General features: G+C 64.4%; 26 protein-coding genes. 10 read left to right on the plus strand and 16 right to left on the minus strand.

All coding sequences use genetic code 11. The annotated features are described in order from the left end of the window. The 6 genes from ACVWYQ_RS08260 to ACVWYQ_RS08285 all read right to left on the minus strand — a co-directional run bounded on the left by ACVWYQ_RS08260 (position 1) and on the right by ACVWYQ_RS08285 (position 9155). Complete coding sequence (locus ACVWYQ_RS08260) at positions 1-954, minus strand: dihydrodipicolinate synthase family protein (RefSeq protein ID WP_036011146.1); 954 nt, start codon at positions 952-954, stop codon at positions 1-3. A 133-nt stretch (positions 955-1087) separates the two neighbouring features. Continuing rightward, the gene (locus ACVWYQ_RS08265) at positions 1088-1966 is read right to left on the minus strand and encodes an SDR family oxidoreductase (protein ID WP_271544449.1); all 879 of its coding nucleotides are present in this window, start codon (positions 1964-1966) and stop codon (positions 1088-1090) included. Between the two features lie 152 nt (positions 1967-2118). After that, on the minus strand, positions 2119-2979 hold the full coding sequence (locus tag ACVWYQ_RS08270; protein WP_404540377.1) for a MaoC family dehydratase: 861 nt from the start codon (positions 2977-2979) through the stop codon (positions 2119-2121). Positions 2980-3193: 214 nt separating this feature from the next. After that, positions 3194-3583, minus strand: a complete 390-nt coding sequence (locus tag ACVWYQ_RS08275; protein WP_157280525.1) for a Zn-ribbon domain-containing OB-fold protein — start codon at positions 3581-3583, stop codon at positions 3194-3196. Next, positions 3583-4740 (minus strand): thiolase domain-containing protein, encoded by a 1158-nt coding sequence (locus tag ACVWYQ_RS08280; protein ID WP_057029662.1) that lies wholly within the window; start codon positions 4738-4740, stop codon positions 3583-3585. The genes ACVWYQ_RS08275 and ACVWYQ_RS08280 overlap by 1 nt, the downstream gene beginning before the upstream one ends. A gap of 923 nt (positions 4741-5663) precedes the next feature. After that, a complete protein-coding gene (locus ACVWYQ_RS08285) occupies positions 5664-9155 on the minus strand; it encodes an indolepyruvate ferredoxin oxidoreductase family protein (protein ID WP_404540373.1) in 3492 nt (1163 codons plus the stop codon). 284 nt (positions 9156-9439) lie between these two features. On the opposite strand from ACVWYQ_RS08285, the gene ACVWYQ_RS08290 reads away from it, so the two are divergent. Further along, the gene (locus tag ACVWYQ_RS08290) at positions 9440-10687 is read left to right on the plus strand and encodes a c-type cytochrome (protein WP_404540370.1); all 1248 of its coding nucleotides are present in this window, start codon (positions 9440-9442) and stop codon (positions 10685-10687) included. Positions 10688-10742: 55 nt separating this feature from the next. Here the strand turns inward: ACVWYQ_RS08290 and ACVWYQ_RS08295 are convergent, their stop codons facing one another. Beyond that, positions 10743-11387 (minus strand): trimeric intracellular cation channel family protein, encoded by a 645-nt coding sequence (locus tag ACVWYQ_RS08295; protein ID WP_157280528.1) that lies wholly within the window; start codon positions 11385-11387, stop codon positions 10743-10745. A 164-nt stretch (positions 11388-11551) separates the two neighbouring features. Between ACVWYQ_RS08295 and ACVWYQ_RS08300 the strand changes: the two genes are divergently transcribed. Beyond that, positions 11552-11941, plus strand: a complete 390-nt coding sequence (locus ACVWYQ_RS08300) for a hypothetical protein (protein WP_404540367.1) — start codon at positions 11552-11554, stop codon at positions 11939-11941. Between the two features lie 180 nt (positions 11942-12121). On the opposite strand, the gene ACVWYQ_RS08305 is transcribed toward ACVWYQ_RS08300, so the two are convergent. From ACVWYQ_RS08305 to ACVWYQ_RS08315, 3 genes are read right to left on the minus strand one after another with little or no spacing between them, the layout of a single operon-like run. After that, positions 12122-12931: an isocitrate lyase/PEP mutase family protein gene (locus ACVWYQ_RS08305; protein WP_404540364.1), complete on the minus strand. Its 810-nt coding sequence runs from the start codon at positions 12929-12931 to the stop codon at positions 12122-12124. Positions 12932-12982: 51 nt separating this feature from the next. After that, a complete protein-coding gene (locus tag ACVWYQ_RS08310) occupies positions 12983-13333 on the minus strand; it encodes an antibiotic biosynthesis monooxygenase family protein (RefSeq protein WP_404540361.1) in 351 nt (116 codons plus the stop codon). A gap of 24 nt (positions 13334-13357) precedes the next feature. Further along, entirely contained in the window at positions 13358-13666 is a 309-nt protein-coding gene (locus tag ACVWYQ_RS08315; RefSeq protein WP_404540358.1) for an NIPSNAP family protein, read from the minus strand. 158 nt (positions 13667-13824) lie between these two features. Between ACVWYQ_RS08315 and ACVWYQ_RS08320 the strand changes: the two genes are divergently transcribed. The 3 genes from ACVWYQ_RS08320 to ACVWYQ_RS08330 all read left to right on the plus strand — a co-directional run bounded on the left by ACVWYQ_RS08320 (position 13825) and on the right by ACVWYQ_RS08330 (position 16120). Further along, positions 13825-14523 carry a metalloregulator ArsR/SmtB family transcription factor gene (locus ACVWYQ_RS08320; protein ID WP_404540355.1) on the plus strand — a complete coding sequence of 233 codons (699 nt, stop codon included), beginning with the start codon at positions 13825-13827 and terminating at the stop codon, positions 14521-14523. Positions 14524-14662: 139 nt separating this feature from the next. Continuing rightward, positions 14663-15673, plus strand: coding sequence for an alpha/beta fold hydrolase (locus ACVWYQ_RS08325; RefSeq protein ID WP_404540352.1), 1011 nt, complete (start codon positions 14663-14665; stop codon positions 15671-15673). Between the two features lie 195 nt (positions 15674-15868). Next, a complete protein-coding gene (locus tag ACVWYQ_RS08330) occupies positions 15869-16120 on the plus strand; it encodes a GCG_CRPN prefix-to-repeats domain-containing protein (RefSeq protein WP_157280534.1) in 252 nt (83 codons plus the stop codon). A gap of 156 nt (positions 16121-16276) precedes the next feature. Here ACVWYQ_RS08330 and ACVWYQ_RS08335 read toward each other — a convergent pair whose 3' ends face one another. Next, positions 16277-16564: a twin-arginine translocation (Tat) gene (locus ACVWYQ_RS08335; RefSeq protein ID WP_109143375.1), complete on the minus strand. Its 288-nt coding sequence runs from the start codon at positions 16562-16564 to the stop codon at positions 16277-16279. 202 nt (positions 16565-16766) lie between these two features. After that, positions 16767-17081 carry a hypothetical protein gene (locus ACVWYQ_RS08340; RefSeq protein ID WP_157280536.1) on the minus strand — a complete coding sequence of 105 codons (315 nt, stop codon included), beginning with the start codon at positions 17079-17081 and terminating at the stop codon, positions 16767-16769. Between the two features lie 127 nt (positions 17082-17208). On the opposite strand from ACVWYQ_RS08340, the gene ACVWYQ_RS08345 reads away from it, so the two are divergent. After that, the gene (locus tag ACVWYQ_RS08345; protein WP_404540347.1) at positions 17209-17862 is read left to right on the plus strand and encodes a glutathione S-transferase family protein; all 654 of its coding nucleotides are present in this window, start codon (positions 17209-17211) and stop codon (positions 17860-17862) included. Between the two features lie 75 nt (positions 17863-17937). Beyond that, positions 17938-18090 carry a hypothetical protein gene (locus tag ACVWYQ_RS08350; protein WP_193374987.1) on the plus strand — a complete coding sequence of 51 codons (153 nt, stop codon included), beginning with the start codon at positions 17938-17940 and terminating at the stop codon, positions 18088-18090. A 121-nt stretch (positions 18091-18211) separates the two neighbouring features. Here ACVWYQ_RS08350 and ACVWYQ_RS08355 read toward each other — a convergent pair whose 3' ends face one another. The 3 genes from ACVWYQ_RS08355 to ACVWYQ_RS08365 all read right to left on the minus strand — a co-directional run bounded on the left by ACVWYQ_RS08355 (position 18212) and on the right by ACVWYQ_RS08365 (position 20569). Beyond that, positions 18212-18559, minus strand: coding sequence for a hypothetical protein (locus ACVWYQ_RS08355; protein ID WP_404540344.1), 348 nt, complete (start codon positions 18557-18559; stop codon positions 18212-18214). An 18-nt stretch (positions 18560-18577) separates the two neighbouring features. Next, positions 18578-18940, minus strand: a complete 363-nt coding sequence (locus ACVWYQ_RS08360) for a DUF7674 family protein (RefSeq protein ID WP_275498917.1) — start codon at positions 18938-18940, stop codon at positions 18578-18580. A gap of 96 nt (positions 18941-19036) precedes the next feature. Next, positions 19037-20569, minus strand: coding sequence for an acyl-CoA carboxylase subunit beta (locus ACVWYQ_RS08365; protein ID WP_025036964.1), 1533 nt, complete (start codon positions 20567-20569; stop codon positions 19037-19039). Between the two features lie 140 nt (positions 20570-20709). Here ACVWYQ_RS08365 and ACVWYQ_RS08370 point away from each other — a divergent pair, with 140 nt between their 5' ends. The 3 genes from ACVWYQ_RS08370 to ACVWYQ_RS08380 all read left to right on the plus strand — a co-directional run bounded on the left by ACVWYQ_RS08370 (position 20710) and on the right by ACVWYQ_RS08380 (position 22467). Then, positions 20710-21114 carry a DUF4260 domain-containing protein gene (locus tag ACVWYQ_RS08370; protein ID WP_271544468.1) on the plus strand — a complete coding sequence of 135 codons (405 nt, stop codon included), beginning with the start codon at positions 20710-20712 and terminating at the stop codon, positions 21112-21114. A gap of 151 nt (positions 21115-21265) precedes the next feature. Next, entirely contained in the window at positions 21266-21856 is a 591-nt protein-coding gene (locus ACVWYQ_RS08375) for a hypothetical protein (protein ID WP_271544470.1), read from the plus strand. A gap of 191 nt (positions 21857-22047) precedes the next feature. Further along, a complete protein-coding gene (locus ACVWYQ_RS08380; RefSeq protein WP_456725572.1) occupies positions 22048-22467 on the plus strand; it encodes a hypothetical protein in 420 nt (139 codons plus the stop codon). A gap of 16 nt (positions 22468-22483) precedes the next feature. Here the strand turns inward: ACVWYQ_RS08380 and blaOXA are convergent, their stop codons facing one another. Next, positions 22484-23302 (minus strand): class D beta-lactamase, encoded by an 819-nt coding sequence (blaOXA, locus tag ACVWYQ_RS08385; protein ID WP_271544475.1) that lies wholly within the window; start codon positions 23300-23302, stop codon positions 22484-22486. Positions 23303-23350: the final 48 nt, after the last annotated feature.

A 23350-nucleotide genomic window follows, 5' to 3' on the forward strand; every position in this document is an offset into this window, starting at 1 on the left:
CTAGCCTGCGGCGCTGGATTGCGGGCCGAGATTGGCGCGCTTGTCGAAACGGGCGACGCGCGACAAGAGATAATCGACCTCGGCCTTCGCCGTCGCCGTCATGGTCGCACCGGGCTTGCGCTGCGCACTGGAAGCGATGATGCCACGCTTCTGCAGCACGTATTTGCGCACTGTGAGGCCGACGCCGGGCTGCTGCTCGTAGCGAATCAGCGGCAGATGCGCGTCGAAGATGTCATGCGCGGCGTCGCGCTTGCCGGCCTTGGAGAGGTTCACGACATCGATCAGGAGCTCCGGGAAGGCGTAGCCGGTCATGGCGCCGTCGGCGCCCCGCTCCATTTCGAAGTCCAGGAAGGTGCCGCCATTGCCGCAGAGGATCGAGAGCGGACGGAGCGAGCCGTCCTTCTGGAAGCCGCGCAGCGTCGAGATCTTCTCCAGGCCCGGCCAGTCCTCGTGCTTGAGCATCACGCAGTTCGGATTGTCCATGACGATCTTGCGGATCACGGCGGGGGTGAACACGACCTGCAAGGTCAGCGGATAGTCCTGGAGCACCCAGGGCACATCAGGGCCGATGGCTTCCGCCGCCTGCTTGAAATAGCCGATGATCTGGTCGTCGGTGCGAAGCGAGGGCGGCGGCGCGATCATGACGCCGGCCGCGCCCGCATCCATCGAGGCCTTGGCCAGCGAGCGCATGGTGGCAAAGCCCGGCGCGGAGACGCCGACGATCACCTGCATCTTCTTGGCACGCTTGACGTAGCGCACCGCCACCTGCTCGGCCTCGGCGGCGTCGAGCTTGGGGGCCTCGCCCAGGATGCCCAGCACCGTGACGCCGTCGCAGCCGACCTCCTCGTAGAAATCGGTCAGGCGGTCGATCGAGCGCTCGTCGATCCGGCCGTCGTCATGGAACGGCGTCGGCGCGATTGCGAAGGTGCCCTTGGCATCGGCGGTGAGTTTCATTGGGTCTCTCTGTCCTATCAATTGTCGTCATTCCGGGATGGCCCGAAGGGCCAGGCCCGGAATCCATAACCCCGGCTAGTGGTTATGGATTCCGGGTTCGCGACTTCGTCGCGCCCCGGAATGACAGTTTTGGCTAAAACCGCCGCGCCCCCATCTTGATCTGCTCCTCGGAGAAGAAGATCTCCTTGGCGTGATCGACGATGTCCTGGGCCTTCCAGCCCGAGTGCGGCGGCTTCCAGCCTTCCATTTCCATCATCCGCATCTCGCGCACGCCGCGGGGCCCGGACACGCCCAGCACCTTGCCGGTCTGGTCGCCCGACAAGTCGCTGACCATGTATAGCACGGCCGGCGCGATGCCGTCCGGCCCGAGCGCGGCGCCGGGGTTCTCCTTATAGCGGGGCAGGTCTGCGGTCATGCGGGTCAGGGCGCCCGGGGCCAGCGTCCAGATCCGGATGTTGTACTTGCGGCCCTCGATCGCGAGCACGTTGGACAGGCCCCAGATGCCGCCCTTGGCCGCGCCGTAATTTGTCTGGCCGAAATTGCCGATCAGCCCCGACGTCGAGGAGGTGTTGACGATGACGCCGCCGCCGTTTTCCCGCATCCAGCGAAACACCGGCAGGGTGCAACAAAAGGTGCCCTTCAGATGGACCTTGATGACCTTGTCCCAGTCGGCTTCCGAGGCTTTTGCGAAGGTCTGGTCGCGCAAAATGCCGGCATTGTTGACCAGGATGTCGGCGCGGCCAAAGTGCTTGATGGCATCGTCGAACACCGATTGGCCGCCCTCCATGGTGGAGATGTCGGCGCCGTTGGCGACCGCCTTGCCGCCCTCGGCCTTGATCGCATCCACCACCTGCTGCGCCATGGACTTGTCGGCGCCGGAGCCGTCGCGGGGACCGCCGAGATCGTTGACGACGACCGAGGCCCCTTCCCGCGCAAACAGCTTTGCGTAGGCCTCACCGAGCCCGCCGCCCGCGCCGGTGATCAGCGCGACCTTGCCGTCGAGTAGTCCCATGGTGGCGTCTCCCTGTTTTTGTTTCTTGCTCCGTCATGGCCGGGCTTGTCCCGGCCATCCACGAACTTGAGCGCCAACTGCACGAAAGAACGTGGATGCCCGGGACAAGCCCGGGCATGACGAAATAACTCAGAGCCGCGCAAGCGGCCCTATCACCCCAGCACCGTCTTGCCGTTCTTGATCACGGTGACCCCGCGCGACTTCACCTTGGCTTCGAACGAGATCACGTTGCCGTCCTTCCAGAGGTCCATGGTCACGGTCTCGCCGGGATAGACCGGCGAGGAGAACCGCGCGACGTGCTGACGGAAGGCGCTCGCATCGTAGTCGGCATAGGTCTGGAGCACGCCGCGGCAGGTGATGCCGTAGGTGCACATGCCGTGCAGGATCGGACGCGGGAAGCCGGCTTTCTTGGCGAACTCGGGATCGGAGTGCAGCGGGTTGCGGTCACCGCAGAGGCGATAGACCAGCGCCTGGTCGGGGCGCGTGGTGATGTCGATGGTCATGTCCGGCTCGCGCGATGGGATCTTGTGCGGATCCGGCTGGGTCAGGTTCGGCCCGCCGAAGCCGCCGTCGCCGCGGGCAAAGCGCGAGGCGACCAGGGTTGCGAGCTTCTCGCCCTTCTCGTTCTTCAGCACGGTCTGGTGAACGATGACCACGCCCTTGTCCTTGCCCTTGTCGTAGACTTCGAGCACCGAGGAGTCGGCAGTGATGTTGGCGGCGACCGGCAGCGGCTGGTGGAAGGTGATGTCGCGCTCGCCGTCGACCACCATGACGCGGTTGAGGTTCATCTCGCCGGGCCCCGAGCCCCAGGCAGCGACAGAGGCGAAAGTCGGCACCACCTTCAGCGGCCGCGGCGTGAACGCGCCCTCGTTGACGAAAGCGAGCTCCTTCTCGTCCATGGGATCGGCGCCGAGGCCGATGCCGTAGGCGTAGAGCATGACTTCGCGATCGGTGTAGGCGTATTTCTGGCCGAGATTTTTCAGGCCTTTGAGCTCTTCGTATCTGGCGGACATTCTTCTGGTTTCCTCTCCGGATTCTTGTGCGCCGCTGCCAGTCGAAGTGCCCTCTCCCCTTGTGGGAGAGGGCTGCGAGAGCCGTGCGGCAAACTCGTTTGGGTGAGGGGTTGGCTCCGCAGTGACACTTCTCGTGTGGAGAGAGACCCCTCACCCGGCAGCCTTCGGCTGCCACCCTCTTCCACAAGGGGAGAGGGTCACATCTTGCTTCGCGTCAGGCGATCGTGAAGAACGGCAGCGGGGCGCCGTCGGTCGGCTTGAACACCACCTTCACCTTCAGGCCGATCTTGAGCTTCTCCAGATCGCAGTCGACGAAATTGGTCTGCACCGACGGCCCCTCCTTCAGCGTGACGTAGCCGATGGCGTAAGGGCCGGTCGGCGATTTCCGCATCAGGCTGTAAGTGTAGATCGTGCCCTCGCCCGATGCCTGTTCCCACACCGTCTTGTCGGAGTAGCAGAACGGGCAGATCGAGCGCGGGAAGTAATGCGCTTCGCCGCAGGCGGTGCAGCGCTTGATCATGAACTTGCCCTCTTTCGCGGCGTCCCAGAACGCTGATGTCTCGGGATTCGTCACCGGGGCCGGATACTTTTTCACTTCGCTCATCACACGCGCTCCAGAATGGCGGTCGAGGCGGCGTGGCGAACACCCAAGAGGCCGCCGGTGCCGTGGGCGATGGCAAGATCGCAGTTCTTGACCTGCACCTTCGGATGCGCCTCGCCGCGCAGCTGCCTGACGGCCTCGAGGATCTTGGTCATGCCGCCGCGGTTGACCGGATGGTTGCTGCACAGGCCGCCGCCGTCGGTGTTGAACGGCAGCTTGCCGACGCCCGAGATCAGATTGCCGTCGGCGACGAACTTGCCGCCCTCACCCTTCTTGCAGAAGCCGAGGTCTTCGAGCTGCATCAGCACCGTGATGGTGAAGCTGTCATAGATCGAGGCATATTTGATGTCCTTCGGCGTGATGCCGGCTTCCTCGAACGCACGCGGGCCGGACCACACGCCGGCGGAGTACGTGAGATCGAGATCCTTGCCGCCGCGCGGGCCCTTCATGGCCTCGCCATGGCCGATCAGGCGCACCAGCGGCTTCTTCAGGCTCTTGGCGATCTCCGGCGTCGTCACGATCAGCGCGCCGCCGCCGTCGGAGACGACGCAGCAATCCATGCGATGCAGGGGATCGGAGATCATCGGCGAGTTCAGGACGTCCTCGACGGTGACGACGTCCTTGAGCATCGCATGCGGATTGTACTGCGCGTGATGCGAGGCCGCGACCTTGATCCAGGCGAGTTGCTCGCTTGTGGTACCGTAGTCGTGCATGTGGCGCATGGCACACATGCCGTAGGCATTGTGCGTGGTCGCCCCGTAAGCGGTTTCGAAATCGACCTCGGCGCCGGCGGCGCGCGGCGGCATCGCGCCGGTGCGCGGCTTGCCAGCGAGCGTCACGAGCGCGATCGAGCATTTGCCCGCGGCGATCGCCTCGGCGGCATGGCCGAGATGGATGATGTAGGAGCAGCCACCGGTCTCGGTGGAATCAATGTGGCGAAGCTTCTTGGTGTTCAGGCCGAGATAGTCGACCATCGGCCAGGCGCCGCCGGGCGCGTCGCCCGCGCAAAAATAGCCGTCGATATCGTCCTTGCTGATCCCGGCATCCTCGATCGCGCCCTTGGCGACCTCGGCATGGAGCTGGGCGGTGGATTTGTCCGGCGCATGCCGGGTCGGGTGTTCGTAGATCCCGGCAATGTAGGCCTTGCCCTTGATGGTCAAACTTCAGTCTCCGCTCGCGTCTCGTCGTGGCTCTTTTTTTGGCTCTTTTTTCTGAACCGCACCGGGCTGATTGGCAAGCGCGGAAATATTCCGCCGGGCGAGAGGGTGGCGGGTTGGTGCCAGGGAAGGATACTCTCGTGTCCCGGACGCGCTGCAACGCTTAAGCGTTGCTGCGTAGAGCCGGGACCCAGGAGGCCGCGGACTCAGTGCGACATGGGCCCCGGCTCCGCAGCGCATCACTTCGTGCTGCGCAGCGTCCGGGGCACGAGGCTTTAACTTGCAGCCACAGCGCCGCGTCCCCGCGGCGTATCTCGCCCGAGCTTTGCGTCCGTCTTGCTACCCTCCCAAACAGAGGGCGCAGGGAAGACCGGGTGCCGGCTGGCACCCACGGTCCGCTGTGCGCGAATTGCGCGAAGAACAGATGCACAGCGGCATACAGGTGAAGCCAAACATCCGGCCTTCCCTGCGCAGTGGCTTTACGGCTTATGTCGCGCTCTCCCCGGGGAGCGATGCACTATTGCCCCCGTCGCCTTGCGAGCGACCCGCAAGACTTGACGCACAGACCCCGGGCGTCAGGACCACACGATTTTGCCGTACGCGAGACCGCGCCCGTCGTGCACGAGACAACCGCTCGCGCGACGCAGCCCGCGTCCACCGCCGCTCACCCCGCGTTTCGTGACGATCGCGATACGCCCCTCTGAGAGGGATGAGGTGGCGGACAGATACGATAATTCCGAATTTCGGTAAAGCGGAATGTTTCTGCCCGGCCGGATTGACCATGGCGTGGGTGTTTCGCCCGACGGGTAGCGCAAGCGGTGGTGTCGTAGGGTGGGCAAAGCGAAGCGTGCCCACGTCTTCTGGCTCGACTTGGAGAGATGGTGGGCACGGCGCAAGCGCGCCTTTGCCCACCCTACGAGACCTCCCTACTCCGCCGCGATCTGCCTTGGCGCGGGCGGCGGATTGGCGAGGTCGGCGGCGAGCTGGGCGTGTCGGGCCTTGGCGTCGTGCACCGCCTTCTCCTTCACCGGGCCGTAGCCGCGAATGCGGTCGGGCAGCGAGAGCAATTCGACCGCGGTGTCGATCGTGAGCGGCGACAACAGGCCGAGCACGGTGGCGACGTCCTTCTCGTAGCCGGCGATGAGATCGCGCTCGAGCTTGCGGTCGGCGCTGCGGCCGAAGATGTCGAACGGCGTGCCGCGCAGGAACTTGAACTTGGCCAGGACGCGGAAGACCTTCAGCATCCACGGGCCGAAGGCGCGCTTCTTGGGACGGCCCATGGCATCGACACCGCTGCTGAGGATCGGCGGCGCGAGATTGAAGTTGAACTTGAAGTCGCCCTCGAACTGGTCGCGGAGCTGCTGCTCGAAGGCGCCGTCGGTGTAGAGGCGCGCGACTTCGTATTCGTCCTTGTAGGCCAGGAGCTTTGCATAATTCACGGCGACCGCGCGCGGCAGTGCGTCGCCATAGCCGCCCTTCGCGGCGGCATCGCGGACCTGGTCGACCAGCTTGCGATAGCGCTTGGCGAGACGAGCGTTCTGGTAGGCGGTCAGATGCTTGGCGCGGTGCTCGATGACCTCGTCCAGCGTCATGGCATCCAGCGCCTTCGGCGCGACCACTTCGTCCCCGCCCTTCAGCATGTCGGCCAGCCGCTTGGGATCGGCGACTGCGAGGCGGCCGAGACGGAAAGCTTCCTTGTTCATCTTGATCGAGACGCCATTGACCTCGATGGCCTGCTCGATCGCTTCCGCAGAGAGCGGCAACAGACCCTTCTGATAGGCATAGCCCATCATCATCATGTTGGTGGCGATGGCGTCGCCGAGCAGCTGCTCGGCAGGCTTGGTGAAGTCGAAGAACACCGAATCCTTGTGCAGCGCGGTTTCCAACAGTCCGTTCAGCTTGCGGGTCTGGAAATTGAAATCGCGATTGAGGATGAAATCGGCGGTGGGAATGACGTGGCTGTTGATGATGCCGTGGGTGCGGCTGCTGTCACAAAGGGTGATCGTGTCCTTGGCGACTGCGACGACTTCGTCGGCGGCGAGCACGAGATCGGCCGTGCCGGTGACGATGCGCGAGCAGGTCACCTCGGCCGGATGATCGGAGAGGCGGACGTGGCTGAGCACCGCCCCACCCTTTTGCGCGAGGCCCGACATATCCAGGATCATCGAGGCCTTGCCCTCGATGTGGGCGGCCATGCCGAGCAGCGCGCCGATGGTGAGCACGCCGGTGCCGCCGACGCCGCCGACGGCGATGTTATAGGGTTTGTCGAGCGTCGGGCGCGAGGCCGGCTCGGGCAGCGCGCCGATTTCGGCGAGCTCGGCTGGCGCGCGGTGGCGCGGAGCGCCGCCGTCGATGGTGACGAAGGACGGACAGAATCCCTTCAGGCAGGAATAGTCCTTGTTGCAGGACGACTGGTTGATGGCGCGCTTGCGGCCGAACTCGGTCTCCAGCGGCTCGACCGAGATGCAGTTCGACTGCACCGAGCAATCGCCGCAGCCTTCGCAGACGGCCGGATTGATCATGACGCGGCGCGCCGGGTCCTCCATCAGGCCGCGCTTGCGGCGACGGCGCTTCTCGGCGGCGCAGGTCTGCACGAACACGATTGCCGAGGTGCCCTTGAACTCGCGGCACATCTTCATGACGTTGTCGAGTTCGTCGCGGTGATACTTCTTCACGCCGGGCGCGATGGTATCGGCGGGGTAAGCGTCGGGGTTTTCCGAGACCAGATAGAGCTCGCGGATGCCTTCGGCGTACAGCTGCTGGGTGATCTGCTGCGGCGAGAGATCGCCGTCGTGACGCTGGCCGCCGGTCATGGCCACCGCGTCGTTGTAGAGGATCTTGTAGGTGATGTTGGCCTTGGAGGCGATCGCCTGGCGGATGGCGAGAATGCCGGAGTGGAAGTAGGTGCCGTCGCCGAGATTGGCGAAGATGTGGTTCTCGTTGGTGAAGGGCGCGATGCCGACCCAGGGCACGCCCTCGCCGCCCATATGCGTGAACGTCTCGGTCGAGCGGTCCATCCACAGCGCCATGAAGTGGCAGCCGATGCCGGCAAGCGCGCGGCTGCCTTCGGGGACTTTCGTCGACGTGTTGTGGGGGCAGCCGGAGCAGAAATACGGGGTTCGGGAGACAGGAGCGACCGCCTGCATCTGGGTCGCCTGGCGGCCGTTGAACCAGTCGGCCTTGGCGCGGAGCATCTCCGCGATTTCAGGGTTGAGATCAAGTCGAAGCAGCCGCTCGGTGAGAGAGGTCGCGAGCGAGGCGACGGTGAGCTCGGCGGCGAAGGTCAGGAAGCGCTTGTCGTGCTCGTCCATCTTGCCGACGATGCGCGGGCGCACGTCGTCGCGCCAGTTGAACAACACCTGCTTGACCTGGTTCTCGACGATCTCGCGCCGCTCCTCGACGATGAAGATCTCTTCCAGGCCGACGGCGAATTCATGCACGCCTTCCGGCTCGAGCGGCCAGGGCATGCCGATCTTGTAGAGACGAAGGCCGATTCGAGCGGCGACCTCCTCGGTGATGCCGAGCTCGCGCAGCGCCTGGCGCACGTCCTCGTAGCTCTTGCCCGAGGCCATGATGCCGAAACGCGCATTCGGCGAATCCATGGTGACGCGATTGACCTTGTTGGCGCGGGCAAAGGCGATGGCGGCAAAGCCCTTGTAGTCCTGCAAGCGGCGGTCCTGCTCGAAGCGGTCGTCGGGCCAGCGCAGGTTGAGGCCGCCGGGGGGCAGCTCGAAATCGGTGGGGATGATGAAAGGCTTCATCTCGTCGGTGAGGTCGATCTCGGCGGTGGTCTCCACCGTCTCCGTGATCACCTTCATGCCGACCCAGCAGCCGGAATAGCGCGACATCGCGATGCCGAGCAGGCCCATCTCGATCATCTCGTGGATGCTCGAGGGATAGAGATACGGCATCAGCGCGGACATGAAGGCATGGTCGGACTGATGCGGGACGGTGGAGGATTTTGCGCCGTGGTCGTCGCCGGCAAGGCAGAGCACGCCGCCGTTCTTGGCCGAGCCCGCGGCATTGCCGTGACGGAACACGTCGCCGCAGCGGTCGACGCCCGGGCCCTTGCCGTACCAGATGCCGACCACGCCGTCGTATTTGGCGCCGGGCGAGAGGTTGAGCTGCTGCGAGCCCCACACCGCGGTCGCGGCGAGGTCCTCGTTCACCCCGGGCTGGAACTTGATGTTGTACTGCTCGAGGTGCTTGCGGGCGGCGAAGAGCTGCTGGTCGTAGCCGCCGAGCGGCGAGCCGCGATAACCGGAGATGAAGCCCGCGGTGTTGAGGCCGTTGGCGCGGTCGCGCCGGATCTGGGCCATCGGCAAGCGGACCAGAGCCTGGATGCCCGTGGTGAAGACGTGTCCGGTCTGCTGGGTGTACTTTTGATCGAGACTGATCGGACCCTGGTTGATGCCCATGCTGTCCTCGCTTCGCGCCCTGTTCAGGTCTTGCTGACTTAAGTCGTTGCCTGCCCGTTGTTTTTAGCTAGGGCGCGCCGACCACCTCCGCCACTCTATGTCGGATATTTCATGATCCGCATCACAATTCTGGACCAAAGGAGGCCTCGGGTAAAAATCGCAATTTCGTGGCCTGAAACACGTTGGCGATTTTCAGTTTGTGTCACCATACCCCCATCGTTGCGAAATGAATCGACGCTTCCCTTCACGCAGGTAGGGTCGATGGGTCGCAGGAGAGGCTGTCGATGCGGACGATTCTGACGGGCCTGGCGCTTGTGGGCCTGGCATTGTGCAGTGCGGTTGCAAGTACGGTCACAAGCGCGGCCGGCGCCGCCGGACCATCGCCCGAGCTGATCGCCTATGGCAAGGCGCTGGCCGAGGCCGGCGACTGCGCGGGCTGCCACACCGCCGATCCGGCAAAACCGTTCGCGGGTGGCAAGCGCATCGACACGCCCTTTGGCGCGATCTATGCGCCGAACCTGACGCCGGACCGTGACACTGGCATCGGCGGCTGGACGGATGCCGATTTCACCCGCGCCCTGCGCTATGGCATCGCGCCCGACGGCTCAAACTATTACCCGGCGTTTCCCTACCCCTACTTCACGAAGATGACGAAGGACGACACGCTGGCGATCCGCGCCTATCTCGGCACGCTGGCGCCCGTCACCAGCCGCAACAAACCGCCGGAGCTGCGCTGGCCGTTCGGCTATCGCGGCCTGATGCGGATCTGGAACGCGATGTATTTCCAGCCCGGCCTGTTCGCGCCGGACCAGACCAAGAGCGCGGCCTGGAACAGAGGCGGCTACCTCGTCACCGGGCTCGGCCATTGCGGCGCCTGCCATACCCCGAAGAATTATTTCGGCGCCGACCGGGATGCACAGGCGCTGTCCGGCAACGCGGTCGGCGGCTGGTTTGCCCCGCGGCTCGATGGCGCCCCCCGCACCGGGCTGAAATCCTGGAGCGAGGCCGATATCACGGAGTACCTGCAAACCGGGCGCAATGCCAAAAGCCACGCCGGCGGGCCGATGGCGGAGGTCGTCGTCAACTCGACCTCGAAGATGAGCGATGCCGACGTGCGCGCGATCGCGACCTATCTGAAGAGCCTGCCGCCGGCCCGGCGCGAGACGATCGTAACGCCGCCGGACGCAGCCGAGATGAAGGCCGGCCAGGCGGTCTACGCAAAGCTCTGCATCGCCTGCCACGAGGCCGACGGCACGGGAGCGCCACGGATTTATCCGCCGCTGCCGGGCAATGCGCTGCTGCAATCGAACAATCCGTCCTCGACCTTGCGCATCATCCTCGACGGTGCTCACACCGTGACGACGCCGCGCGCGCCGAACACCGGCGAGATGCCGGCTTACGCCAAGCAGCTGTCCGACGCCGAGATCGCCGCGGTGACGAACTACATCCGCAATTCCTGGGGCAATGCAGGCCCGCTGGTGACACCGGCCCAGGTGGCGAAGGCGAGGAAGCGGGAGGCGAATGGGGAATAGCGAGTGGCGAATGGCCCAGAACCATTCGCTAAATCGCCATTCGCGCGCGACAGCGCTACCGCTCTTCATCCCCCGTGAACACGAATTTCGGCATCTCCCATTTGTAGCGCACCGCAAGCAGGCGGAAGCTGATGCCGAGGACGAAGGTCAAAATGGTCCAGAGCTCCGCGTTGAGCTTGAGACCGAATGCGGTCGCATAGAACAGTCCCGTCACCACCGAGACGCTGGCATAGAGCTCGGAGCGAAACAGCAGCGGCACGTCGTTGCAGAGCACGTCGCGCAGCACGCCGCCGGCGCAGCCCGTCACCATACCCGAGACGATGACGATCGGCAGCGAGGCACCCATCTGCCAGGCCACGTCGCAGCCGGTCATGGTGAAAACGACAAGACCGATGGCATCGAGCACGATGAAGGCGACCTTCAGCCGGTGCACGAGGCGCGCAAACAGGATGGTGAGGAGGGCGGCGCCGCCGGAGAGCGCGAGATAGATCGGGTTCTGCACCCAGGCCAGCGGATAATGTCCGAGGAAGAGATCGCGTAGCGTGCCGCCGCCGAGCGCGGTGATGCAGCCGAGGAAGCAGACGCCCAGCCAATCCATGCTGCGGCGTCCCGCGGCGAGCGCAGCCGTCATGCCCTGCGCGGCCACCGCGACCAGGGACAGGAAATGCAGCACGCTATCTGTAGGCGGCAGGCTCCACATCGCCGAGTTCCCTCCTCCGCGTTCCTCGAACTCAGGCGCGGGTTCCCATGGAACAGGTTCCCGATTCCCCACACGGAGGCAACATGCGACGAAAGCATTAAGGAGGCGGAACAGAATCTCGCACCTGAGGGTTGTCCCGGGGTCACAACCGAGGAGACCAATCGATGGCAGACGACCGTCTTCCCAACGATCCGTACCGCCCGAACCTCGCCGACGATGAGTATTCTCGCGCGGCGCGCCGGGATGCCGACCTACAGGCCGATCCCGAGCTCGGGGAAGGCCCCGCTTCCAGCGGCAAGATCGCGATGTTCGCGGTCGCAGTCGCCCTGGTGCTGGGCGCGGTGTTCTACGGCTTGAATAATTCCAGCACCACCAACGAGGCCAGCAACACTCCGGCCTCACAGACTGCGCAGACGCAGCCAACCAATCCGGCCGCACCTCCCGGCATGCGTGACGTGACGCCGCGTAGCAACACCGAGCCGGGCGTGACCACGGGTGCAGCGCCGAGCAGGCCGGCCCCGAATACGCCAGCTCCCTCTGACGGCGCGAAGTAACATTGCGCAATGAAGCGCGAGAGCGGCGGGATGCAACATCCCGCCGCTTTTCGTTTGGCTAGCGCGCGATGGGATTAGGATGAATCGTCATCGCGCGCTAGGTTATTGTTTGAGCATGATCTTTTCGGAAAACCGCTACGCACTTTGCGCTAACGCGGCCCTTCGGATCCGGATCATGCTCTAGCCGAACATCTTGTTGAGCTCGCCGCCGGGATAGCCGCCGCCGAGCTCGGTGAAGGTGCCCTTCTCCGCCATCTCCTTGGCCGCGCGCATGAAGCCGCCCCAGGCGGCGCGGGCGAGCGAGCCGCCGACGCTGATGCGGCGCACGCCGAGATCCTGGGCTTCCTGCAGCGACAGGCCGGAGCCGCCGATCAGAAGATTGAACGGCTTCGGTGCGACCGCCTTGACCACCGCCGCGATGTCCTCGCGGCTCTTCAGACCCGGCGCATAGAGGCAGTCGGCGCCGGCATCGGCGTAAGCGGTGAGCCGGTCGATGACGAGCTTGAGATCTGTCACGCCCCACAGATACGCCTCGCAGCGGCCGACCAGCAGCGTGCCGCTGTCGCCGATCGCCTTGCGCGAGGCCTTGATGCGCTCGACGGCGAGGGCACGATCGTAGAGCGGCTTGTCCTTGTCGCCGGTGGAATCCTCGATCGAGAGGCCCGCAACGCCGGTGCGCACACCGCGCTCGACATTGTCCGCAACCTTGTCGGGCTCGACCGCAAAGCCACCCTCGAAATCGGCGTTCACGGGAATGTCGACAGCCGAGCTCAATGCTGCCAGATGCTGACAGACGTCCTCGACGGTGACCTGATTGTCGGCCTTGCCGATGGTCCAGGCAAAGCCGGCACTCGATGACGCGATCGCCTTGAAACCGAGATGCTGCAAGGCTTTCGCACTGCCGACATCGACCGGATTGGGCAGAATGAAGCAGCCGCTCTCGTGCATCTTCTTGAACGTCGCGCGCTTGTCAGCGGTCGTCACGTGCATGTTTCTCTCCCTTGTTGGCCGCGCAGAGATAAGGCTGCGTTTTCGAGTCCGCTAGTGCGCGTCGTGCACGACGCGGCTGTCCTTCGGCGCCTGCTCGCGGTCGGCCATGCTGTAGTCCCGGATCACAGTGGCGATGCGCAGGTGATAATCGGCGAAGATCTGCGCCCTGCCCCTGGCCTGGGTGCGGCGGTGCTCCATCGTATTGCGCCAGGCGGCGACCGCCGCCTCATCGCGCCAGAACGACACCGACAGGATCTTGCCCTTATCGGTCAGGCTCTCGAAGCGCTCGACCGAGATGAAGCCGTCGATGGTCTGCAGCAGCGGCTTCAGGTCGGCTGCGAGGTCGAAATAGGTCTGGCGGTGTTCCGGCTTGGGCCAGACCTCGAAGATCACGGCGATCATGGGCGTCTCCTGCTGTTGGTGGGCCTACAATACCACCTTGCGCAGGAAGGTGCGTTCTTCGGCGAGGATGAATTTCTCCGCCTCGGCAAAGTTGAAGTTTGCCATGCCGTCGAGATCGGCGCGCAGCCGTTTGCGATAGGCTTCATAGGCGGCCAGGCTATCGAACGAGATCAGGGCGGACGCGATGTTGTTGGTACCCTCATGCGGCATGAAGTAGCCAATCAACTCGCCGCCACATCTCGGGATGATGGTGAGCCAGCGCTTCGAATATTCCTCGAACTGCGCGCGCTTGAAGGGATCGAGCTGGTAGCGGATGAAGACGGTGACGGACATGATGGGCTCCCTTGTTTTCGCCGTCATTGCGAGCGTAGCGAAGCAATCCAGGAGTCCCTCCGCGGACGCAGTCTGGATTGCTTCGCTACGCTCGCAATGACGACTTGGTGACACGCTACGCCCTTGCCCGACACCAACGCTTCGGTTACCATCGAAGCATGAAATCAGGACCCGACATCGCCATGGTCGCCTCGCTGGTCGGCGATCCCGCCCGCGCAAACATGCTCACGGCGCTGCTGAACGGCCGTGCGCTCACGGCGAGCGAGCTGGCTCAGGAGGCCGGCATCACGCCGCAGACCGCGAGCTCGCATCTGTCGAAGCTCGAGGCCGGCGGCCTGATCGAGCCGGAGAAACAGGGCCGCCATCGCTATTACCGCCTCACCGACGACGACGTCGCCGGCGTGCTCGAGGGGCTCGCCGGCCTTGCCGCGCGGACCGGCCATATGCGCGTGCGCACCGGTCCGAAGGATCCGGCGCTGCGGCGCGCGCGGATCTGCTACGACCATCTTGCCGGCGATCTCGGCGTGCAGATGCTGGACTCCTTGCGCGAGCGGCATCTGGTCAGGCAGAGGAAGCAGGAGATCGAGCTGACGGCCGAGGGCGAGCGCTTTCTCGCCAAGCACTTGCAGATCTCGCCCGACATGCTCAGCCATCCGCGCCGCCCGGTGTGCAAGGCCTGCCTCGACTGGAGCGAACGGCGGCACCATCTCGCCGGCACTTTGGGGGCCGCCATGATGCAGCGCTTCGCCGAGCTGAAATGGGCCGCGCGCGATCCCACGCCCGGCAGCCGTATCGTGAATTTCACCCGTACCGGCGAGAAGCAGTTCGCTGCGCTGTTCGGCGGTGGGAAGGACTGATCACACAAGCTGCGTGAGATCGCACGTTTGCGTGTGAATGCGCACTCTCGTCATGGCCGGGCTTGACCCGGCCATCCACGTCTTTATTGCGGCTGGCACGTGGATGCCCTGGACAAGCCCGGGCATGACGGAGACTGTGATGAACCGCATCTTCCTGGCCGCGCTCGCCGCCGCCCTTCTTACTTCCCAACTCACATCGACCCACGCCGCCGATGCCGCGCCCCGCGAGCCCTACGGCATCGCGCTCGAAGGCTTTGCCTATCCCTACCCCGTGCACATGCTCCCCATCGTCAACGACGGCGAGCAGCTCAGCATGGCCTATATGGATGTCGCCGCGGCGCGGCCGAACGGTCGCACCGTCGTGCTGCTGCACGGGCGCAATTTTCCGTCGAGCTATTGGGCGCCCGTGATCAAGATGCTGAGCGAGGCCGGCTTTCGTGTCGTGGTGCCGGACCAGGTCGGTTTCGGCAAGTCTTCCAAGCCGGCGGGCGAGCTGCATTTCGACAATCTGGCGCGCAACACCATTGCGCTGCTCGATCACCTCAAAATCGACAAGGCCGAGATCGTCGCGCATTCGCTCGGCGGCATGCTCGGCGTGCGCATCGCTCGCGCCTATCCGGACCGCCTCGCCCATCTGGTGCTGACCGCGCCGATCGGGCTCGAGGACTACCGCCTCTACGTGCCGCCGACGCCGACCGAGAAGATGATCGAGACCGAGGACAAGCTCACCGCCGACGGCTATCGCAAGCAGCTCCAGACCAATTACGCAATCAAGCTGCCGGCCGAGGCGATCACGCCGTTCATCGAGGCCCGCTTCAATATCAAGGGCAGCCCGGACTATCCGCGCTGGCTGCGCGCCTTCGTCTCTTCCGGCCAAATGATCTATCGTGAACCGGTGGCGCACGAGATCCCGCTGATCGCGACACCGACTCTGTTCATCATGGGTACGGACGACCACAACGCGCCGGGCCGGCCGCTCGCGCCGGAGGCGCTGCGGGCCAAGATGGGGCAGAACGCGGAGCTTGCGAAGCAGCTCGCCGCGAAGATGCCGAACGCGCGGGCCGAGGTGATCCCCGACACCGGCCACCTCGTCTTCCTGGAGGCGCCGGAGACGTACAGGGAACTGGTGCTGAACTTTCTCGGCCGCTAGCGACACCTGCGTGTCGTCCGAGGCAGGACGCGGGGAACGTTCATGCCGCATTCAGGTCATGATTGGCAGGTTTGGATCGCGACGTATCGGCACGAGTCTCCCAGATTTAACGTGTCGAATCGTGTCTGTTGATTCATTGTGCGTCTCAAGCGCCGTGCCCCAAGAATCTGCCCCAAGGACGAGAAGGAAGATCAAATGAAATATCTCTTCGCTGCCGTGATGCTCGCGAGCGCGGTCGTCGGTTTCAGCGAGGTGGCAAGCGCCGCCGGCGGTTGCGGCCCGGGCTGGTATCGCGGCCCCTACGGCAGCTGCCGCCCGATGCGCGCCCCTGTCGTCGTTCGCCCCGCCCCGGTGGTGGTCGCGCCGGCGCCGGTCGTCGTCGTACCCCGTGCGCGCGTATGCCCCTACGGCTTTCGCTGGTACGCCGGCCGCTGCCGCCCGTACTGATCTCCTCCATTCCGTTGCAAATGGCCGCGCGGCGAAAGCCTGCGCGGCCGTTTTTTATTGCTGATGATCCATCCGCCGCGGAACCCGAGCGCTCCCCAAAATCGAAACGGGGATCGGCAGTGGCGATCCCCGTCGAGTCCGCGAATGGTCGCGAGCTTACCAATAATGACGGCGGTGCCAGCGCCGGCGATGCCGGCGCCAATGACGGCGGTGCCAGCCCCAATGGCGGCCACGCCCACGCCAGTGGACCTGCTCGGGAGCGAGCTGCGCAGCTTCCTCGCTGGTGGTGACGGCGGGATGAGCGTCGGGATTGCCTTGCGGCGTGCGGGCGGGATCAGCGAGCGGCTGCGGTGACAGCGGCGCGGCCTGCGCGGCAGTCGCAGCGAAAGCGGCGGCGCCCGCCGTCAATCCCAAAGCAAGTTTCAAAAAGTTCCGGCGCTCCATCGTTTCTTCCTTCTTGGATCATCGTGCACGTGATGCAGAAGGAATGTCGCCGCAACGCCATGAACCGAAGCTGAAGCTGGCGTTCAGATTCATGCGAGCCCGGATGAGGATTTCGTAGCCTGGATGGAGAGCAGCGCAATCCAGGATTCGTGCGCGAAGACCCCGGATTACGCTTGCGCTCCATTCGGGCTACAGGACCTCGCTACGTCGCGAACTCCTGCGCCAGCACCAGCGTCTCGCGCGAGCGCTTCACGTCGGGCCAGTCGCGGTTGAAATCGGCGACGAGCTTTTTCAGCGCGTCACCTTTCAGCATCGCGTTCAGCTTGGCCTCGTCGTCGAACTGATACATCGCCTGATGCAGCGAGGGATCGTCGAGACTCCAGAACCGCCACGCCTTGCTCACGCCGAAGGCCTTCACCGCGTCAGGCAAGTGTTCCGTCTCGTACCACCGGTCGAACGCAGCGCGCTTTTCGGCGTCGGAGACGACGGCGCGAACGACGAAGAAGGCTGCTGGCATCGGATTTCCTCCTGTTGTTTGGGGCGAGCCTAGCCGGTTAAGCCGCCGGCGACAAAAGAGTTGGCCTGGATGTCGGAATGAACGACCTTCGTTCGTCCTTTGCATCGAACCAGGACGGAGACAGCAAATGGCCAACCTGACCCTGACCACCTTCGATTGGGTTCCCGAACCGCCGCGAGGCTTCGTGCGTGACTTCCGCGTGCGCTGGGCCCTCGAAGAAGCCGCCTTGCCCTATCGCGTCGCCAGCGTGCCGTTCGACGACCGCGGGCCTGCGCACTTCGCCCACCAGCCGTTCGGCCAGGTGCCGTGGCTGACTGATGGCGAGCTCTCGATCTTCGAGACCGGCGCGATCCTGCTGCATCTCGGCGGCCTCAGCGAGAGGCTGATGCCAAAGGACCAGCGCGGCCGCACTGAAGCGGCGGAATGGGTGTTCGCGGCGCTCAATTCGGTGGAGATGGCCAGCCTGCCATGGGGCATGTCGAAATTCATGGGACATCCGACCGACACGGCAGCATGGAAGTTCGTGAATGACTTCCTCAAGCTGCGCCTGAAGCACCTCGAGCCGGTGCTGGCCAGCCGCGAATGGCTGGTGGGCTCCTTCTCCGTCGCCGACATCCTGATGGCGGACGTGCTGCGCGTCGTCGATAGTTTCAACGGGCTGACGGACAGTCCTGCCTGCCGCGCCTACGTCGCGCGTGCCACCGGACGTCCGGCGTTCGCCAAAGCCCACGCCGACCAGCTGGCGCATTTCGCCGCGGCGGATAAGGCGCGTGGGACGTGATGTGGCTCACATAACCGGTCCTGTGCTTGGCATAGAGTCGCCGGCACCGGAACGATTCAATTCGACAGGTGACCCATGGTCCGCATCGAATATCTCAAGCGACAGATCGCCCGCGCCGAGCGGCTGGCCAAGGCCATCCTCGACCGGCAGACCGCCGACCGGCTCCAGGCCTACGCCGCCGAATGCCGCGCCGAATTGTCGGAGCTGACGGTCAAGCAGGCCGCGTGAGGCTTGCTGGCGCTGGAGGCGTCCGATGTGTAGGGCGGATTAGCGATAGCGTAATCCGCCACTTCTCTATCCGGTGACGCAAACCTTGGTGGATTACGCTGTCGCTAATCCACCCTACACCTCACATCAGTTTCAGCGGCGCATCGGCGACGAGGCGCAGATCGATGCTGCCGATCAACGCCGCCCGCCGCGCCTCCGCAGCACTGATGGCCTCCTCCGTCTGCCGCAGCGTGCTGATGTTCGAGCCGAGCGAGACGATCCCGCCCAGCACCAGGGCGATTGATCCGAGCGCTGCGGTCTGACCGAATCCGAACACACCGAGGATCGTCACGAGCAGCAGCGCCGCCCCGCCTCCGACGGCGATCTTGGACGCCAGGATGTACTTGCGGCACCGCTCGGCGGTCTCGGCGAGCGCCTCAATTCGATCTTCGATATCGGAGATTTCGTCGGTCGGATCGTCTTCGGTCATCGTGTCTCAACCGGGACGCTAGCGGCGATAGGGTAAAGGCTTGGCCATGCCAGCGTCGACCAACTGCAAATACTCTCGCTGCAGAATTGGACCCAGCAACTCCCATGCCCATTGCGCGTTTTGCAAGTTCAGGTGCTCGAGGAAGGAAACGCCGATGGCATTTTGCAAATGATCATTCCCATCCCTGAAGTACTTCTCGGCAAGCTTGAAGCACGAGGCGACTTCCTTTGCATTTCTCGCGGCGATGCCTCGCTGCACGAGGTCGGTAAACACGTGCATCTCTAGATTCAGCAGGCCGTGCTGCGCGTCAATCTCGGGCCTTAAGTCCGGAAAGGAGTCCTTCAGCTCCTTCAGGAAGACACTTCGATGAAGATCGCCCACTTGGTATCCTTAGCGAGTAGCCCGCATGAGCGAAGCGACATGCGGGACCTGGGCAAATACCCGGATGTCGCTGCGCTTATCCGGGCTACACTTCGCTCACAACGGCAAATTGTCGTGCTTCTTCGCCGGCATTTCCGTCTTCTTGTCCTTCAGCATCGCCAGCGCCCGCGCGATGCGCTTCCGGGTCGAGTGCGGCATGATGACGTCATCGATATAGCCGCGCTCGGCGGCGATGAAGGGGGACAGGAAGCGGTCTTCGTATTCCTTGGTGCGGGCGGCGATCTTGTCGGGGTCGCCGATGTCGCTGCGGAAGATGATCTCGACCGCGCCCTTGGCGCCCATCACCGCGATCTGGGCGGTCGGCCAGGCGTAGTTCATGTCGGCGCCGATCTCCTTGGAGGCCATGACGTCGAAGGCGCCGCCATAGGCCTTGCGGGTGATGATGGTGACGAGCGGCACGGTGCATTGCGAGTAGGCGAACAAAAGCTTGGCGCCGTGCTTGATCAGGCCGCCATATTCCTGCGCGGTGCCCGGCAGGAAGCCGGGCACGTCGACGAAGGTGACGATCGGGATGTTGAAGGCGTCGCAGAAGCGGACGAAGCGTGCCGCCTTGCGCGATGCGTCGCTGTCGAGCACGCCGGCCAGCACCATCGGCTGGTTGGCGACGAAGCCAACGGTGCGGCCCGCAATGCGGCCAAAGCCGGTGACGATGTTCTTGGCGAAGGCTTCCGCAATCTCGAAGAAGTCGCCCTCGTCCACGACCTTCAGGATCAGCTCCTTCATGTCGTAGGGCTTGTTCGGATTGTCGGGGATCAGCGTGTCGAGCGACATGTCGACCCGCTCGATGTCATCGAAGCTCGGCCATTCCGGCACGCCGTCGGTGTTGTTGGAGGGCAGGAAGTCGATCAGGCGGCGCATCTGCAGGAGCGTCTCGACGTCGTTCTCGAAGGCGCCGTCGGCGATCGAGGAACGCGTCGCATGCACCGAGGCGCCGCCGAGCTCCTCGGCGGTGACGACCTCGTTGGTCACGGTCTTCACCACGTCGGGGCCCGTGACGAACATGTAGCTGGTGTTCTTCACCATGAAGATGAAGTCGGTCATGGCAGGCGAATAGACGTCGCCGCCGGCGCAGGGGCCCATGATCACGGAGATCTGCGGGATCACGCCCGAGGCGAGCACGTTGCGGCGAAACACGTAGGAATAGCCGGCGAGTGCGGCGACGCCTTCCTGGATGCGGGCGCCGCCGGCGTCATAGAGGCCGATGATGGGCGCCCTCGCCTTCATCGCCATGTCCTGGAGCTTGGTGATCTTCAGCGCATGCGTTTCCGAGAGCGAGCCGCCGAACACCGTGAAGTCTTTGGCAAACACAAAAGTCTTGCGGCCGTTGACGGTGCCCCAGCCGGTGACGACGCCGTCGCCCGGCACCTTGGTCTTCTCCATGCCGAACTCGGTGGAGCGGTGCTCGACGAACATGTCGAACTCCTCGAACGATCCCTTGTCGAGCAGCAGCTCGATGCGCTCGCGCGCCGTCAGCTTGCCGCGGGCGTGCTGCGCCTCGATGCGCTTCTCCCCGCCGCCGAGCTTTGCGCCGGCACGACGATCTTCAAGGGCGTCCAGGATGTGTTTCATTTGCTCCCGCCAGTTCTTAAGTGATGGGCGGGTTCTAACACGGCATTTTGCGGCCCGGAAAGCCGGTTTCGCGGTCGCAGGGCTGCCCTGCCGTAGCGGGAAAGCGCAAGGAATTACAAAGTTTTGCCCGGGAGGCAAGCGTGAGCGAAGGAACGGCCGAGACGGGCGCTGCGACAGGCGGCGTCAACATCCTGCTGCGGCTGGAGGGCCTCACCCTGTTTGCTGGGATGGTGACGCTCTATGCGGCCTGGGACGGGTCGTGGCTGGTGTTTGCGCTGCTGTTCTTCGTACCCGATCTGAGCTTCCTGGCCTACCTGTCCGACACCAGGTTCGGTGCGATGGTCTACAACGCCGCCCACAGCTACATGGCGCCGGTGGCGCTGCTGACGCTGGGCTTCGCCCTCGCCTCGCCCCTCACCCTCTCCATCGCCTTGATCTGGCTTGCCCATATCGGCATCGACCGGGCGCTCGGCTACGGCCTGAAATATTCCGCCGGATTCGGCTTTACCCACCTGGGGCGGATCGGGCGGCAGAAGGACTCCTGACCTCAAATTTGGCAGCCCGGCAGGTTGACCGGGCCGACCGATTCAGGCTTGCTCCGAGTCAGATCAGGCGCCGAATGTTGCGTGAACCCAATCGGTACGGCGGTGATCATCATGCCCTGGCTCCAGCATCTACCTACTGGCATCACGCAAGATGTCCGCGACGGTCGTCCCCTTGCCGCCGAACCCAGCGTCCGAAACCATCGACTTCCTGCGCCGCATGGCCGGCATGGTGTCAGGACGGAACGGCGAGATGCTGCTGCGCGCGGCCGGCATGATCGAGCAGCTCGGCCAGCGGGCGATGTCGGCCGAGCGGCTCTATCATCAGGCGCAGGAAGAGAGCACGCGCAACGCCGAGCTGCGCGAGTCCGCCGAACTCGCCTCCGACGCCATGGTCGGCCAGATCGCGGCGCTGCGGGCACAGCTCGCCGAGCTCACCGCCGCGACCGCAGCCGAGCGCGCCGCCTTCGATGCCGAGCGCGGCAAGCTGCTTGAGCTGATGCAGCATGCCGAGAGACATATCGGCAAGCTCACGACGGAGCTCGACAGCTTGCGCGCCTCCGTCGACAGCTTCAACGAGAGCGCGGTCTCGGTGCCGATCGAGGTGCTGCGGCTGGCGCGAACGCAATTCGATTATCTCTCCAGCGGCTTTGCCCGGCGTGGCGATCCGATCTCGCAGGCCATGAGCGAGATCGGCGGCTTTGCGATTGACCGGGCGCTCACGGCAAAACCCGACAACGCCTGAACTCCGTCCCCGAAATCGTCGACTTTCAGCTCGAGCTGGACCGCCGGGTTGGCGCTCAGAATTGCCGAGGAGTTGCCGATGGCCGCTTGGTGTTGCCATGACGTCATCATAGCGGTGACACCGAAACCACTACAACGCCGGCCGTTCGAAAGCGATATCAGCACAGCAAGAACCCACGACCGGAGAGAACAATGTTCGTCGATATCGATCATGCATCACTCGACATGGCAGCCTCGAGTTTGCCCGGAGATCAACCCATCTTCATGCTCAATCTTCTACGCTATCGGGATGAGGCCTTGTACCCAGACAAATCCGAGCTTCCGGCCTGTAGCGGCCGCGACGCCTATTACACGCGCTATGTCCCCACATTTCGCAAGGTCGCGATTCCGCAAGGGGTGACGCCAACTTGGCTTGGCTCTGTCGGAGCTCTGCTGGTGGCAGCACAAGGCGAAGCCTGGCACGACGCCGCAATCGTTCGCTACCCGGACTTCGCGACCTTTCGAGTCATCGTCTTGAGCTCCGATTACCGGCGTGAGGCCGAACCCCACCGCTTGGCCGCGCTCGCCGATTGGCGTCTGATTGCGACGACCGAGGTTCAGGTGCCGGCTTGACGTGCACACGGTCGCGCTAGAGCGCGCCGATCTCGGCAAGGCAGGCTTGGGTCAGCGTCATGCGAGCCTCGATGTGGCGCGGCTCCTTGCAATCCATGTTGAGCGCGAACACTGTATGTGCCTCGCCCTTCTCGGCCCAACCGACCATCCAACCGAGCGACGGCTCGCCGCGCTCGGCGCCCAGGAGACCAGACTTGGCGCGAATGACGGCGTCGCCGACCTTCGTCGCCGGCAGGATATCGGCAACGAGATCCTGGCTGCGCTTTGAGATCGGCAGCGTACGGCGGCGCAGCCGGTCGACGAAATCGATCTGCTCGACCGGATCGATCCGCAAGGCCCCGGTGAGCCAGAACTGGTCGATGCCGCCGCCGATGTCGCGATTGCCGTAGTCGAACGCGTCGACATATTGCTGCATGCGCACCTCGCCGATGCGGCGCGCGATCTCCTGATAGACCGGCACCGCGCTCACCGCGATTGCGCTGCGCAGCGTGTGATCCTTGTTCCAGGCCTCGATCGGGCGCTTGACGCCGTCCCAGGCAAACACGTCCTTGTCGGGGTCAGTGATAACACCGGTCTCGAGCGCAATCAGCGAGTTGGGAATCTTGAAGGTCGAGGCCGGCAATTTGCCCGCGCCCGAGCGCTCCTTGTCGCTGGCGACGATCAGATAGTCCTCGACCTTGTAGCCGACGAAGGTGCCCGACGTGCCGAGATCGGTGAAGCGCTTTGCAAGAGCGTCGCGGATTTCATTGCGCGGCGGCGCGACATGGGCGCGCGCGCGTCCAGGCAGGATCGCGGTTGCGGCGAGGAGGCCGAGGGTGGAACGGCGGGTCAGCAAGGGCGGTGTCCGTTAGACGATGAAAGCGACGGCTACAATGCCGACGAT

It is taken from the genome of Bradyrhizobium sp. USDA 3397 (genome assembly GCF_054060965.1).

What these genes read in the sequence shown, in the direction of transcription:
- ACVWYQ_RS08260 (WP_036011146.1), bottom strand. Translation starts at nt 954, where the DNA reads ATGAAACTCACCGCCGATGCCAAGGGCACCTTCGCAATCGCGCCGACG.
- ACVWYQ_RS08265 (WP_271544449.1), bottom strand. Translation starts at nt 1,966, where the DNA reads ATGGGACTACTCGACGGCAAGGTCGCGCTGATCACCGGCGCGGGCGGC.
- ACVWYQ_RS08270 (WP_404540377.1), bottom strand. Translation starts at nt 2,979, where the DNA reads ATGTCCGCCAGATACGAAGAGCTCAAAGGCCTGAAAAATCTCGGCCAG.
- ACVWYQ_RS08275 (WP_157280525.1), bottom strand. Translation starts at nt 3,583, where the DNA reads ATGAGCGAAGTGAAAAAGTATCCGGCCCCGGTGACGAATCCCGAGACA.
- ACVWYQ_RS08285 (WP_404540373.1), bottom strand. Translation starts at nt 9,155, where the DNA reads ATGGGCATCAACCAGGGTCCGATCAGTCTCGATCAAAAGTACACCCAG.
- ACVWYQ_RS08290 (WP_404540370.1), top strand. Translation starts at nt 9,440, where the DNA reads ATGCGGACGATTCTGACGGGCCTGGCGCTTGTGGGCCTGGCATTGTGC.
- ACVWYQ_RS08295 (WP_157280528.1), bottom strand. Translation starts at nt 11,387, where the DNA reads ATGTGGAGCCTGCCGCCTACAGATAGCGTGCTGCATTTCCTGTCCCTG.
- ACVWYQ_RS08300 (WP_404540367.1), top strand. Translation starts at nt 11,552, where the DNA reads ATGGCAGACGACCGTCTTCCCAACGATCCGTACCGCCCGAACCTCGCC.
- ACVWYQ_RS08305 (WP_404540364.1), bottom strand. Translation starts at nt 12,931, where the DNA reads ATGCACGTGACGACCGCTGACAAGCGCGCGACGTTCAAGAAGATGCAC.
- ACVWYQ_RS08310 (WP_404540361.1), bottom strand. Translation starts at nt 13,333, where the DNA reads ATGATCGCCGTGATCTTCGAGGTCTGGCCCAAGCCGGAACACCGCCAG.
- ACVWYQ_RS08315 (WP_404540358.1), bottom strand. Translation starts at nt 13,666, where the DNA reads ATGTCCGTCACCGTCTTCATCCGCTACCAGCTCGATCCCTTCAAGCGC.
- ACVWYQ_RS08320 (WP_404540355.1), top strand. Translation starts at nt 13,825, where the DNA reads ATGAAATCAGGACCCGACATCGCCATGGTCGCCTCGCTGGTCGGCGAT.
- ACVWYQ_RS08325 (WP_404540352.1), top strand. Translation starts at nt 14,663, where the DNA reads ATGAACCGCATCTTCCTGGCCGCGCTCGCCGCCGCCCTTCTTACTTCC.
- ACVWYQ_RS08330 (WP_157280534.1), top strand. Translation starts at nt 15,869, where the DNA reads ATGAAATATCTCTTCGCTGCCGTGATGCTCGCGAGCGCGGTCGTCGGT.
- ACVWYQ_RS08335 (WP_109143375.1), bottom strand. Translation starts at nt 16,564, where the DNA reads ATGGAGCGCCGGAACTTTTTGAAACTTGCTTTGGGATTGACGGCGGGC.
- ACVWYQ_RS08340 (WP_157280536.1), bottom strand. Translation starts at nt 17,081, where the DNA reads ATGCCAGCAGCCTTCTTCGTCGTTCGCGCCGTCGTCTCCGACGCCGAA.
- ACVWYQ_RS08345 (WP_404540347.1), top strand. Translation starts at nt 17,209, where the DNA reads ATGGCCAACCTGACCCTGACCACCTTCGATTGGGTTCCCGAACCGCCG.
- ACVWYQ_RS08350 (WP_193374987.1), top strand. Translation starts at nt 17,938, where the DNA reads ATGGTCCGCATCGAATATCTCAAGCGACAGATCGCCCGCGCCGAGCGG.
- ACVWYQ_RS08355 (WP_404540344.1), bottom strand. Translation starts at nt 18,559, where the DNA reads ATGACCGAAGACGATCCGACCGACGAAATCTCCGATATCGAAGATCGA.
- ACVWYQ_RS08365 (WP_025036964.1), bottom strand. Translation starts at nt 20,569, where the DNA reads ATGAAACACATCCTGGACGCCCTTGAAGATCGTCGTGCCGGCGCAAAG.
- ACVWYQ_RS08375 (WP_271544470.1), top strand. Translation starts at nt 21,266, where the DNA reads ATGTCCGCGACGGTCGTCCCCTTGCCGCCGAACCCAGCGTCCGAAACC.
- ACVWYQ_RS08380 (WP_456725572.1), top strand. Translation starts at nt 22,048, where the DNA reads ATGTTCGTCGATATCGATCATGCATCACTCGACATGGCAGCCTCGAGT.